13 protein-coding genes (1 of these 13 only partly in view) are annotated in these 11,925 nt (G+C 49.7%); 6 read left to right on the top strand and 7 right to left on the bottom strand.

The genetic code is table 11. The annotated features are described in order from the left end of the window. Window positions 1-56 precede the first annotated feature (56 nt). The gene (locus ACLIN2_RS21050; protein ID WP_411502026.1) at window positions 57-1,355 is read right to left on the bottom strand and encodes an MFS transporter; all 1,299 of its coding nucleotides are present in this window, start codon (window positions 1,353-1,355) and stop codon (window positions 57-59) included. Continuing rightward, window positions 1,339-2,070, bottom strand: coding sequence for an ArsR/SmtB family transcription factor (locus ACLIN2_RS21045; protein WP_400588120.1), 732 nt, complete (start codon window positions 2,068-2,070; stop codon window positions 1,339-1,341). The genes ACLIN2_RS21050 and ACLIN2_RS21045 overlap by 17 nt, the downstream gene beginning before the upstream one ends. A gap of 165 nt (window positions 2,071-2,235) precedes the next feature. Here ACLIN2_RS21045 and ACLIN2_RS21040 point away from each other — a divergent pair, with 165 nt between their 5' ends. Further along, window positions 2,236-3,444, top strand: coding sequence for an MFS transporter (locus tag ACLIN2_RS21040; protein ID WP_411502025.1), 1,209 nt, complete (start codon window positions 2,236-2,238; stop codon window positions 3,442-3,444). A gap of 153 nt (window positions 3,445-3,597) precedes the next feature. Beyond that, window positions 3,598-4,881: an MFS transporter gene (locus ACLIN2_RS21035; RefSeq protein WP_411502024.1), complete on the top strand. Its 1,284-nt coding sequence runs from the start codon at window positions 3,598-3,600 to the stop codon at window positions 4,879-4,881. On the opposite strand, the gene ACLIN2_RS21030 is transcribed toward ACLIN2_RS21035, so the two are convergent. After that, entirely contained in the window at window positions 4,813-5,592 is a 780-nt protein-coding gene (locus ACLIN2_RS21030; RefSeq protein ID WP_411502023.1) for an SDR family NAD(P)-dependent oxidoreductase, read from the bottom strand. The two genes, ACLIN2_RS21035 and ACLIN2_RS21030, sit on opposite strands and share 69 nt — an antisense overlap. A gap of 106 nt (window positions 5,593-5,698) precedes the next feature. Here ACLIN2_RS21030 and ACLIN2_RS21025 point away from each other — a divergent pair, with 106 nt between their 5' ends. Continuing rightward, window positions 5,699-5,911: a DUF1540 domain-containing protein gene (locus ACLIN2_RS21025; protein ID WP_327933697.1), complete on the top strand. Its 213-nt coding sequence runs from the start codon at window positions 5,699-5,701 to the stop codon at window positions 5,909-5,911. 124 nt (window positions 5,912-6,035) lie between these two features. Here ACLIN2_RS21025 and ACLIN2_RS21020 read toward each other — a convergent pair whose 3' ends face one another. Next, the gene (locus ACLIN2_RS21020) at window positions 6,036-6,626 is read right to left on the bottom strand and encodes a hypothetical protein (RefSeq protein WP_411502022.1); all 591 of its coding nucleotides are present in this window, start codon (window positions 6,624-6,626) and stop codon (window positions 6,036-6,038) included. A 95-nt stretch (window positions 6,627-6,721) separates the two neighbouring features. Between ACLIN2_RS21020 and ACLIN2_RS21015 the strand changes: the two genes are divergently transcribed. Further along, window positions 6,722-7,303, top strand: a complete 582-nt coding sequence (locus ACLIN2_RS21015; protein ID WP_122926217.1) for a DUF456 domain-containing protein — start codon at window positions 6,722-6,724, stop codon at window positions 7,301-7,303. 47 nt (window positions 7,304-7,350) lie between these two features. On the opposite strand, the gene ACLIN2_RS21010 is transcribed toward ACLIN2_RS21015, so the two are convergent. Further along, complete coding sequence (locus tag ACLIN2_RS21010) at window positions 7,351-7,878, bottom strand: DUF84 family protein (protein ID WP_400588115.1); 528 nt, start codon at window positions 7,876-7,878, stop codon at window positions 7,351-7,353. A 127-nt stretch (window positions 7,879-8,005) separates the two neighbouring features. On the opposite strand from ACLIN2_RS21010, the gene dapF reads away from it, so the two are divergent. After that, complete coding sequence (gene dapF, locus ACLIN2_RS21005) at window positions 8,006-8,866, top strand: diaminopimelate epimerase (RefSeq protein ID WP_400588114.1); 861 nt, start codon at window positions 8,006-8,008, stop codon at window positions 8,864-8,866. 57 nt (window positions 8,867-8,923) lie between these two features. Here dapF and ACLIN2_RS21000 read toward each other — a convergent pair whose 3' ends face one another. Together ACLIN2_RS21000 and ACLIN2_RS20995 are read right to left on the bottom strand one after the other, a co-directional pair. Beyond that, on the bottom strand, window positions 8,924-10,105 hold the full coding sequence (locus ACLIN2_RS21000) for a LysM peptidoglycan-binding domain-containing protein (RefSeq protein ID WP_411502021.1): 1,182 nt from the start codon (window positions 10,103-10,105) through the stop codon (window positions 8,924-8,926). A gap of 250 nt (window positions 10,106-10,355) precedes the next feature. Then, entirely contained in the window at window positions 10,356-10,502 is a 147-nt protein-coding gene (locus tag ACLIN2_RS20995) for a hypothetical protein (RefSeq protein WP_170184533.1), read from the bottom strand. Window positions 10,503-10,779: 277 nt separating this feature from the next. Here ACLIN2_RS20995 and ACLIN2_RS20990 point away from each other — a divergent pair, with 277 nt between their 5' ends. Next, window positions 10,780-11,925, top strand: the 5' portion of a protein-coding gene (locus ACLIN2_RS20990; RefSeq protein ID WP_411502020.1) for a cysteine desulfurase family protein. Its footprint extends 21 nt past the window's final position; 1,146 of the gene's 1,167 nt are visible here — the first part of the coding sequence; its start codon is at window positions 10,780-10,782; the stop codon falls past the right edge of the window.

Here is an 11,925-nt window from a genome sequence, read left to right as displayed (position 1 = left end):
ACGCACACGCGAAGCATGCTGTTCTGCTCGCCGTGTGCGTTTTCTTTGCGAAGGCATCAGGAGGATAACGAATGTGATTCAGGCACCTTTTCGGTACGAGCCCATGCAGGATGCTGCTCCATTTGGCGTACGGTACGAAACACCCACAGACTCATGCTAATAAACGCAAGCCCGATCCCACCGATCAGCATGATGACAGCAGGTGTGGCGAGTCTGTGCTCCAGCACGAAGGAGCAGATCGCATAGCTGACAGGCCCAAGCCCAAGTGACATCAAAGAGAGCAGAGACATGACTCGACCGAGCATGGCAGACGGGACAATGGTCTGAATGTACGTGATAAACGGAATATTCGTGATGCTGAGCATAAGTCCGATCGTCGCCATGGCCGCGAAGCCTAGGCTGAGATGCTGCATGAAATAAAGGGAGCTGACAGCAAGGCCCATGATAGCGAGAAAGAAGGGAAGCAGGAGAAACCTTCCGCGAAACCCGTTTAAGAGGCCGGTGATAATTCCGCCCGCAATCGTCCCGATTCCAAGTGTAATACTGAGGGAGCTGTACGCGCTTCCGTCCCATCCCAGGCTTTTTACGAGAAGAGGAAGGCCCATGTTGATCGGCCCGGAAAAAGTCATGTTGGTAAAAAGGGACGTGCAGAAAATGATGCTTAATATGGGAACGGAAAAGGTAAACCGAATCCCACTGAATAGATCCTTGAAATAGGAGCGAGAAGACGCTGTCGTTTGTAGCCCCTTGTCTGAAGCAGCTTGTTGCAATCGCAGCGCGAATATAAACACGGCTCCTGCAAAGAAGGCGAGGGCAAGGATAAAAAACATAAGCGGGTAATGGGAGCTGCGGATGAGCAAGGCAGAGACCAATGGGCCAAGTACCATACTGATCTGCTGGGAAATTTCCATCATGCTGTTGGCGGGTGCGAGCTGATCGCGATTGACCAAAAAAGGGAGAACCGAACTGCGTGCCGGCCAAAAAAAGGCATCAACGGTCCCAAAGAAAATCGCGACTGCATAGGCGGAAAAGGGGAGCCACCCCTCATTTCCCCACAATAAGCTTATGCCAAAGGCAGAGAGAATGAATCCACGAGCGAGAATGGAAGAGAACATAATCCATTTGCGACTCCAGCGGTCAGCCACTACACCGCCAATCAGCATGAACAGCAAGCGCGGAATGGACATGCTGATCAAGGTCGTCCCGAGCATAGTCTCCGATCCTGTAACATCAACGATAAACCAGGAAAGCACCAGGAAAAAGGCACTGTCAGCGAGGGCAGAAAGAATCGTTCCGCACCATAAAAGAACAAAGGGGCGATTGCTCCAAAGACTTCCCTTATTCGCGACGATCATCTGGGGCTTCGCTCGCTTTCTTTTTCTTCACTACGATTTTGTCTGTCAAATGCTCAAATTCACTGGGAAGATGTTCGTAATTGTCGGGCAATGATTCATCTTCGGCTACAAAATAACGTTCGTTGGTCATAAAGCCGACCGTTACCATATAAAAATTCTCTTCGACATCGTCTGCTTCGCCAGCTGCTACTTGCTTCTGAAATTGATCCTCGATTTCAACGAGCTCATTTAGGAGTGCTTTGTACTTCAAAAGCCATGCCTGAATTTGGTGGCGTGGAGCCTTGAATTCAGAGGTACTGGCGATTGAAGGGGGGCGTTTTTCCTCATCGGCAAATTGCATGAAAGACTCTTCCGGTGCGTTGTACAAACGTGTGATGCTAGAGCGCAGGTGATGAAGCATGGACTCCTGCGTGAGCATCGTGTCCTCCTGCAGCGATGGCAATAAGTCGTCGCTCACTTTGAAATCGAAGGCGACTGCCCGGTAAAATTTCTGCACGATCCCGTTCTTTTCTTCGGTACGAACCACTTGAATGAAGTGATGGTTTTCCAGCTCCTTCAGATGGTAATGAACCTTGGAGGCAGAAAGATTCAGCATAGTCGCCAATTGCTTCCCGGTGTACGCTTCCTTTGTCAGATAGGTAACAATCTCCAAGCGTAAAGAATCGCTGATGGCCTTTAGCTGCTCGATCGTTTCGATGACCTGGTAACGTTTCAACGATATCATCCTCATTTCGTTCAAAATGAACGTTTTCTTATTTTACAACGTTCAACTTTATTTGAACGTATTGTATCAGTAGAACGAGATGAATTTCAAGATCATTCTGCCATTCTTTTTCGACAAGTGTTACAATACGAGAAAATCGGTGAAAGGGACCAGATCATGGCATTGCTAAAACATCCGGTATTTCGCCGTTTATACGCGGCACATATCATTCATATCATCGGAAATGAGTTTACCTTCATCGCGGTAGTCGGGCTTCTACACGATTTAAGTGGATCGGGTCTTTCTTTTGCCGCTGGGACCGTTTTTCGAATGGTTCCTTACGTTTTGACCAGTTTTTTTTCCGGAGCACTCGTGGAGAGCTGGGACAAGCAGCGCGTGATGATCACGGTAAACCTTTTGCGCGGCATTCTTGTCAGTCTCTTTTTCTTTATTTCTTCCCCTGCCTATTTGTGGATGGCTTTTCTGTTGTTGATAGCCGTGAATATTTGCAGTGCCTTTTTCCAGCCGGCCATGCAGGTGGCGATTGTGAGCGCAGTGGCAGAAAAAGATCGGCTGACGGCAAACTCCTTGCTGCAAGGCACGACATCGTTCTTGATTATTGTTTGTCAGGGTGTCGCGGCCATACTGGTGTATCTGTTTTCCTATCGATACAACTTCTTGCTGGATGCAGCCTGCTATATGTTTTCCCTGCTCATCTTGCTCAGACTTCCGAAGATCGTGATCGAAACCAACTCCAGCTTAGCCTTGAGCTTTGTTGCACGTCTGCAGGAGGGGTTTCGTTACATTGCCAGGAAAAAGGATATCGGGCAGGTCCTCCTGTATCAAATGGCGGAACGTGTGTTGGGGGCTTACTACATCATGCTCATGTACTATATTTTGCAGGAGCGGGGGGAAGGCCTGTACGTTTTTGGGCTGCTGGACATTCCTTTGGGGCTAGGGGGTGTCTTTGCCGGGATCGTTGTGACGAGAATATCGGACCGTTTGGGCGATAAAGGCGTATCGGCTGTGCAAGGCTGGACTTTAGTTGCGATGGGCCTCTCGATCTATGCAGTCTTTCACATCACACCGATCTTTGGTCTGGCGGCAGCGATTCTCGTTTGTTCCCTCGCTTCCTATAGTGCTTCTATACTCTCTGTCACGAAGCTGCAGAGATTGGCTGATCCGGACTATTTGGCGCGTGTGTTTTCCATAAGGGAAATGGCCACGATGGGGAGCTTTTCCGCCAGCTGTCTGGTGCTCGGGTATGGGGCAGAGAAGGTAGGCAGTGCCGTTGTATCCGGGTGGTTGGCTGTGTTTGGCGTCATAGCGGGCTTGCTTTGGCTGTGGACCCGCAGCCGCTTGGAAAGGCAAGTAGCTGACATGTAAGCAGGAAGAGTAAATCCCTTTGCCAGATAAAAAGGCAGAGGGATTTTTTTTGATCAGAATAGAGCTTTTTTTATTTAATAAATATAATCGTTGAAAAAGTATGATTAAATGCATACAATAAAGACAACCTCAGGTAAGAAAAGGAAGATGTATATGAAAGAGCTGTGGCGACAGTATTCGTTTCGCTGGTACTGGCTGGGGATGTTTCTCTCGGGATTAGGCGATCAGTTTGGATGGATGGGCTTGACGTGGTTTGTCATGAAAAAGACGGGCTCCTCAGCTGCGATGGGGGGAGTCATCCTTGCTTACATGCTTCCGGCCGTTTTTTCAGGACTGGTGGCAGGGGCTTTGCTGGATCGATACGATCGCAGAAAATTGATCATGCTTGATAACGTGGTACGGGGAATTATCTTTATTTCTTTGGTGGTCTTGCTGCAAATCGATCAGGTTCCTTTGGGCTGGATTTATGTCCTCATCGTCACTGCGGGTATTCTTTCACCACTTAGCACCGCAGGAGCACAGACGATGCTCCCCAGCCTGGTAGGCGATCCCAAGCATTTGGTGAAGGCCAATGGAGTGATGGAGAGCCAATGGCAGATCGTTTACATGTTTGGACCTGCGCTGGCGGGTGTGCTGATTGGTTGGATCGGGGAAGCTTACGTGCTGATCATTGATGCTGCCAGCTTTTTCGTCTGTGCCTTCTGTTTTTCGCGGCTGCCTAAGCCAGTGGCCTCTGCGAAAGCCGCAGTCCAAACGAAATATGATATACGAACGCTTTTGCTGGACATGCGCATGGGCTACCAGTTTTTATTGGGCAAAAAGCAGATGATTGCTTTGGTTGTCTTTACCTTTTTGTTTAACATGGCGTATGGGCCAATTGAAATAGCATTGCCGCTATATGCCAACAACGATTTGGGTGGGGGATCCGTTGCGCTCGGAATGCTCTGGTCTTCTCTGGCGATCGGTGCACTAGTGGGTTCGTTGTTTTTTTCTACCGTTACGTGGAGACTCCCACTGGGGGTGACTTTGGCGGGAATCATCGTCGCGTGGGGAGTCACGACGATGCCGTTAGCTCTCTTTTCCCGCTTGGAGATCGCTATGCTGTCTATGGCATTGGCAGGCTTTAGCTACGCTCCCTACAACATTTTGTATCGGACGTATTTGCAAAGACAGGTCCCCAATGAGCTTTTGGGCCGCGTCATGACCAGTGTACGCACCATCACAGGTATGGGCATGCCGGCAGGAGCGGCCGTTTCGGGATTGCTCATCCCTTTGATGGGAGTCAGTGGATTGTTTGGAGCAGGAGCCATTGCTTGTATCATCTGTGGAAGCATTGCCTTTGTCATGCTCCGTAATCTGGATACTCCTTCACTTGCGATTGAGGAGGGGAGCGACGAGGAGCTTCACACGGTACGGCAGGAGGGCATAAAGTCGTGACAGGTAATGAAGGCGCATTGGCATCGCGACTTCTGGCCTTTTCCGATCTACCGCTTGGAGGATGAGCGAAGCGGTCTGCTCTGGTGTCAACAAATAGCTGTTCACCTTGCTGCGGTAAGACCCGGTACGATCTGCACGATCCAAAAAGGGTGTATCGATCGGACCTGGCATGGCACAGGTGACGTGAATTCCATGCATGGAAAGCTCATGGCGCAAACCTTCGCTAAAGCGGATGACAGCAGCCTTGCTCGCAGCGTAAACAGCAGCTTTGGAAGTAGCCACATGTCCGGCGAGCGAAGCAATATTCACGATATGTCCGCCATGCTGCTGCATCATCATGGGCAAAAAGGCACGGGTGGTGTAGATGACCCCATTGATATTTGTTTCCAAGGTTTCATTCAGCTCTTCCAGCTTCATGTCGGACAGAGCTGCAAAGGTCGCCACGCCTGCGTTGTTATACAAAAGATCACAGCGGCCGAAACGTACCTGTACCCATGCTGCCAATTGGCCCGCCGCCTCGTTATCCGTGACATTGAACTGCCGCGTGTGAAGATGTTCATAATGGTGGAGTTCCTGCCTGAGTGCCTGCAGTTTTTCTTCGCTGCGGCCAGTGGCGATAACTGTATCGTCTCTCTCCAGATGCTGGCGAGTGAGGGCATGGCCCAGACCGCTTGTGGCTCCGGTGATGACGATGATCCGCTTTTGAATCATGGGATCGTCCTTTCTATCCTGCCAAAAGTCGCGGCTGGTTTTCTTTTCGGCATTAGTATAAGCCCCCTGTTTGATGTGAAGGATAGCCCCTAGGGGGTGAATACACATGCCAGCAGTCAAATGCAGTGTAGCGAATTGCGAATACTGGGCAGACGGAAATCTGTGCAGTGCTGAAGAGATCATGGTGGAGATCGATGCTCATGCGAGTGCCGACTACAAAACCGAGTTTGCCTCGGAGAACGATCAACACCAAGATCGTGCAAGCACATCTTCCGAGACCTGTTGTCTGACGTTCAAACCGAAAAAATCAGGCAAGTAAAATCTGCGGAGTGTGATCAAAAAGACGTATCCCTAGCAGGCTGGGTGATACGTCTTTTTGTATAAGTGCAACTATGGCTCCGCCACAAAGCTTTGCGGAGCCAAGTTTTCTCATGTATCTTTTCTTATACGCTTGTCCGCGCAAGGTTTAGCACCTGTACTTTTTTCTGCACTTCATCCCACGTCTTTACACGATGAATCAGGGGAGGCAGCTCGCTTTGGTTGTACGGCGTATCGAACAAAAAGACTGGGATTTGCAAAGCTTCCGATAGCTGCAGCGCATTTTCCAGCCGATCTTCCAGGAAGAGATCTACTCCCCATCTTTTAGCGGCCGCCAATTTGTCATGGGACCCGACCAAATCGACTTCATGAAACGGAATATCATAACGGGAAAACCAGTCGAGCGTGACCGCGCGATGTCGTGCCTCCCTGGCGCTGATGTAGATCAGTTGATGGTGGGAGTGCCAGCCGCGCAAAATCTGGTCCGCATTCCCGTGGACAGGCGCTTCTGTGTACAAACGCTCTCCGTTTTCATCCAGCCATTTGTCAAATTCCGCGTCGGTGATTTTGTAAACGTTGGCCAGATTGTATTCAAAGCAATCCTCATATCGCAAATCTTTACCAAAGCTTTCATTCATCAGGGGGACAATACTGCTGGGTGACGTCACTGTGCCGTCAATATCAATACCAATGGTTAGGACATTCTCAGGTTTCATCCTCTCGCCTCCAGTTTAAATTGTACACCGAAGGCAGAGAATAAGGCTACCTTCCTTCACTAACAAATCCTTTGTGAAAAGGGGCTGAGCATGACATGTCGGACCGAAAAGAACGTATGAATGCGAAGCGGAAGGAAGATACCGGCTTTTCCGAGACAGTTGACATGCACGACACGGAATTCGCCGCCGATACATGGACCAATGCTGCGTTTGACGAAGACGATGAGAGGTCTGTGAAGCGAAGAATCCAGTATGACCCTTTTACCCACACGGAACGCTACACAGGCGAACGTGATGGAGACGAGGACGATTTTTCAGAGCGTCTAGACGGTATTGATCGTACGCAGGAAGAGAAATATCGGGCTTCCGCGATCCGAGATGATGACGTCGAGGCAGCTGCTGAGATTGCCGAACCAATTCCGGTTCGTCGTACAGTCCGTGATGCGAATGACGAGGATAGTCGGGAAAATGGGGCTAGCGGGATCGGAATGACAGGGCTCGGATTGTCGATTTTGTCCTTGTTCTTAATGCCGTATCTGTTTGCACCCATTGGGATGGTGCTTGGCTACCTGGCGTATCGACGCAATTCACGATCGCTTGGGGCTTGGGGGATGATTGTAGGGGCCATCGCGATTTTGGGCGCTCTGGTGATTTATCCGTTCTACACAGCCCGGTAAGTGCCAAACCAAAAAACCTCTCCAGCACATGGCTGGGGAGGTTTTTTCTATTTGTAGTAAGGAGATAAAAACGGAGTGATGGCTGCCAATACAGCATCGCGAAATACGTCTGCCCTGCGTATCCGATTCTCGGTCAGCAGGCCGTACGCGCCTCCTTGATGATTGCTGTTTGTCATGCCGCTCCATTCGTCGATGATGGTGCTAAGCTCCACATTTTCTTGTTGAATGCGCTCGGCAGCCTGATTGGGTATCGGAAAAGACAAGCCTTTCCCTATGTACAGCTCGGCTCCGTTCCATGCAGCGCAGACCGATATCAGATACCACTGCTTGTGCTGTGAGTCATAGGTGAGCCCGCCTTCCAGCCCTAGCCCGATGTCACTTCCCGGGATCTGTTTGTACACAGCTTTGGCTCGATTGATGGCGCCTTCGACTGTTTCCTCCTCGGACATAGGCTGATCGGAGACCCCTGATGGGACCGATAAGCAGGCAGGCTCGGTACCTGTGGCCATTTGAACGGCAGACTTTTTGGCGCTATTGGTTGTCCCGAGGGCATAGCGAAAAGCGGAAAAATCCATACGACACTCTCTCCTTCTTTGCGCGATAAACTAATGGTAGTATACCACTTCCCCACAAGTGGGGGGGATGTGATAAGATAGGGCTTATACTAGAGACAGAAATTTGTGAGAAAAAGAGGAGAGAACCATGAAGTTTACCAAATTGCATGGACTAGGAAACGATTATGTGTACGTGAACTGTTTCACGGAGGACCTGACTGGGGTCGATTTTCCCGAGCTGGCAAGGCGAGTAAGCGACCGTCATTTTGGAGTCGGAGGAGATGGCTTGATCCTGATCATGCCGTCAGAGCGTGCAGATTTCCGGATGCGGGTATTTAATAACGATGGCAGCGAAGCGAAAAACTGTGGAAACGGATTGCGCTGTGTCAGCAAGTACGTGTTTGATCACGGGCTGACGACCGAGAACACCTTTACTGTCGAAACATTGGGAGGAATTATGACTCCCATGGTCTCGCTTGATCAGGAAGGGAAAGTAGAACAAGTGACCATCGACATGGGCGAGCCGCGCTTTGAACGCGCAGCGATTCCGATGACGGGGATTCCAGAGGAAAAAGCGCTGGAGGAAACCATCGAGGTGGATGGAGAGGCATTCACGATGACGGCAGTATCTATGGGAAATCCACACGCAATTCTGTTTATGGATGAAGTGCTGGATGAAGACGTCCTGAAGTACGGTCCCAAGATCGAATTTCATGAATGGTTCCCTGAGCGTACAAATGTAGAGTTCATTCAAATTCTCGATCGACAGGAAATCCATTTCCGTGTGTGGGAGCGGGGGTCTGGTGTGACGCTCGCCTGTGGAACAGGGGCTTGCGCAGCGGCGGTTGCTGCGATCCTGAGCGGAAGAACCGATCGCAAGGTGACGGTGCATCTGGCTGGCGGAGACCTTTTCATCGAATGGCGGGAATCCGATAATCACGTGTTTATGACGGGTCCAGCGACAGAAGTTTTCTCCGGCGTTTATCAAGGTTCGATTCCTTACAAATAGATAAAAAAACGTTCCGTCTGCAAGAGACTGGAACGTTTTTTTGTTTTTCTAGCTTGATTATTTCACGCCTGCCGCGATTTTGATAGCCTCCTGGTGATCAGGATCGATGGCGTTATCCTTGTGGCGCAAGCTGTTTAAGAAGTGGATATCAAAGTGACCGGTAAAATTGTTGTCCGTGATGTACTCGATGCTGTGAGGCATGGAGGTCATGGAGGCGGCAATCCGTCTGCCGTCCACTTCTACAATAACAGGTCGTACACTCCAGGAAAAATCACCGCCCCAGATTTCTTTGATGATCGCAGTGTCGGCTGAAGTGAGCGGCTCTGTATCCGAATGGGAAGCACCGATTGTTCGTTTCACCTGAAAGCTTTTCCCGGTTTCGAAGTCTGTAACAGTTGCAACGGCATTGATCGGGAAGAGATATTGGCTCGCTTCAAACCAATCGAGGTATTCTCCATATTTGACGCTTTTGACACTGGTTTTGGGAATATGGTGAACAGGGACGACGAGCGTTTGCCCGATTTGCAGTTCAGCGTTTTCCGAGAGCTTGTTTACCTGAAGCAGCTCGGTCATCGGGATGCCATGTGCGATGGAAATCGTCCACGGAGTATCTCCTTTGACGACTTTGTAAGACTTATTTTCCACCCAAGGCTTTGTGGAGTCGTCAGCTGGAGTTTCAACAGCATCAGAAGCTTGTCCATCGGATGTACTGTTCGTTTGAGGAATGATCAGCTTCTGCCCAATCATCAGCTCTGTGGAGCTCAGTTTGTTGGCTTCCACAATGGATTGGATGGTTACGCTGTTTTGACTGGCAATTTTCCAGAGCACGTCGCCTTTTTTGACAGTGTAAGTGGTCGAAGGACTCGCAGAAGTTTTCGGTACGAGGATTTTTTCGCCGACCAAGAGATCGTAGGAGGTGCGTTGATTGATTTCCATAAGAACAGGGATCGTCGTTTGATGGTCAGCAGCAATTTTCCACATGACATCGCCTGACTTGACCGTATATACCTCTGAGAGGGGTGGTATGTATAGCTTTTGTCCGAGCATGATCATGTCGGAGCTTAGATGATTCGCGATTTTTAATTGCTCGACAGGAACCTGGTAGCGGTAAGCGAGATTGCCTAGCGTATCACCAGACGATACAGAAATGGACTGTGCAAATGCCGATGTGGTTGGGAGCAGCAAAGCTAGTAGTGTCGTTTGAATAGTCAGGCGTTTCCATCGTGTTGTGTAGAACATGAAAGCCTCCTTTGGAATGTTTCTCCCATAATTGTAAACAGCGGAGGTGGGTGCTTTCATTGTGAAAATAAATCCTCAAATGGTCGTATCTTCCAGCATAAGCTCAGAGACTCCCTTTTCTCTGTTGTATTTTCCTACCATAGTCGTAGAGGAGGATGGCAAACGAGGGTTCGCAGACACAAAAATAGCGTGGGTAGCGGCCATTTTTTTAAGCCACTTCCACGCTATCGAAAACAAATTAAGTGAAATGTCACCCGTTGTACACCTCATTTAGGTATGCGACTTCAGATCGGTTGATGGCAGGGTTTGTTTTGTTCATCTTTGCGAGTTCAGCCTGCAGTCGTTTCAATTCTGCTTCCATCCTCGTGATTTTTTCTTGCATAGCTTGAGTTGTCATGGTTGCTCTCTCCCCGTTGTTTGGTTGTTTTGTTTAAATTTACTGACAATTCTAACGAAAAGGACCTGCGATGTAAAGAGCCTAATACTGGATGTAAGCGCTTTAAGTATGAATAGTATGTGAACGATCGTTCAGGGCTGGTCTTATTTGGATATTTTGCCTGACAAAGTTGGGGAAAATAAGGGCAAAGCGTGCTTTGCGCTGTATGTTCGTGGAACAGTCGTGTTATGATGTAGCGTAGACATGGAGCAGCTTGCTCCGAGGAAGGTGTGGACAAGTGATTTACTTGGATAACAGTGCTACGACTCGTCCTCATCCCGATGTGGTTGAGTCGATGAGGCGGGCAATGGAGAACTATTATGGAAACCCCTCTTCTCTTCATCATAAAGGAGTAGAAGCGGAAGCTGTGCTGAAGCAAGCACGCGAAGTCGCAGCCAAATTTTTAGGCTGCAAGCCGGGGGAGATCATTTTTACCTCTGGTGGAACCGAAAGCAATAATACGGCGATCAAAGGTGTTGCCTTTCAATATCAGAATCGCGGGAAGCATATCATCACGACGCAGGTAGAGCATCCAGCCGTTTACGATGTATGCCAGCAGCTTGCGAGCTTAGGGTTTGAAACGACCTATTTGCCGGTAGATCGCGATGGTCGAGTATCCCTTGAGGATGTTCAAAAAGCGATGCGGCCAGATACCATTCTCGTTTCAGTCATGCATGTGAACAACGAGTTGGGGACGATCCAACCGGTTGTGGAAATCGGGCAGTGGCTCAAACAGTTTCCCAAAGTCCTGTTCCATGTAGATGCGGTGCAAGCCATCGGAAAGGTGCCGCTTAAGCTGAAAGAAGCGGGTATTGACCTTCTCAGTGTATCTGCACACAAGTTTTACGGACCGCGTGGGGTAGGAATCTTGTACAAACGCGAGGGCTTGATCATTCACCCGCTGATGATGGGCGGCGGACAAGAGAGCGGAGTCCGATCTGGTACAGAAAACCTGCCAGCGATCGCAGGCATGGCCAAAGTGATTCGTTTGCTGGAGGAATGGGGCCCGGCAGAAAGTCGCCGTCTGCAGGATTTGCTGGTACAGCTGCGCGAAGGCATTTCGAAGATCGAGGGCTGCATCATCAATACACCTGAGGCTCACGCTGCACCGCATATCATGAACATATCGGTGCCGGGGGTAAAGGCTGAAGTACTGCTGCACGCTTTGGAAGAGCGTGGCTTTTTGGTTTCCACGAAGTCGGCGTGTTCCTCCAAAGCCAATGAACCGAGCCGAGTATTGACTTCTGTGGGAATCGAACGGGATTGTGCGCTGTCTTCCCTGAGAATCAGCCTGGGCAGGGAAAATACGGCTGAGGATATCAAGCGGTTCCTGGAAGCACTAACAGTCTGTGTGGGTACTTTGCGCAGCCAAATGAAATCGAAA

Origin of the sequence: Brevibacillus centrosporus (assembly GCF_046622605.1) — a bacterium.
Classification (GTDB): Bacteria; Bacillota; Bacilli; order Brevibacillales; family Brevibacillaceae; genus Brevibacillus; species Brevibacillus centrosporus.
Note: the sequence above shows the minus strand (reverse complement) of the source record. Positions and strands in the feature narration are given on the sequence as shown.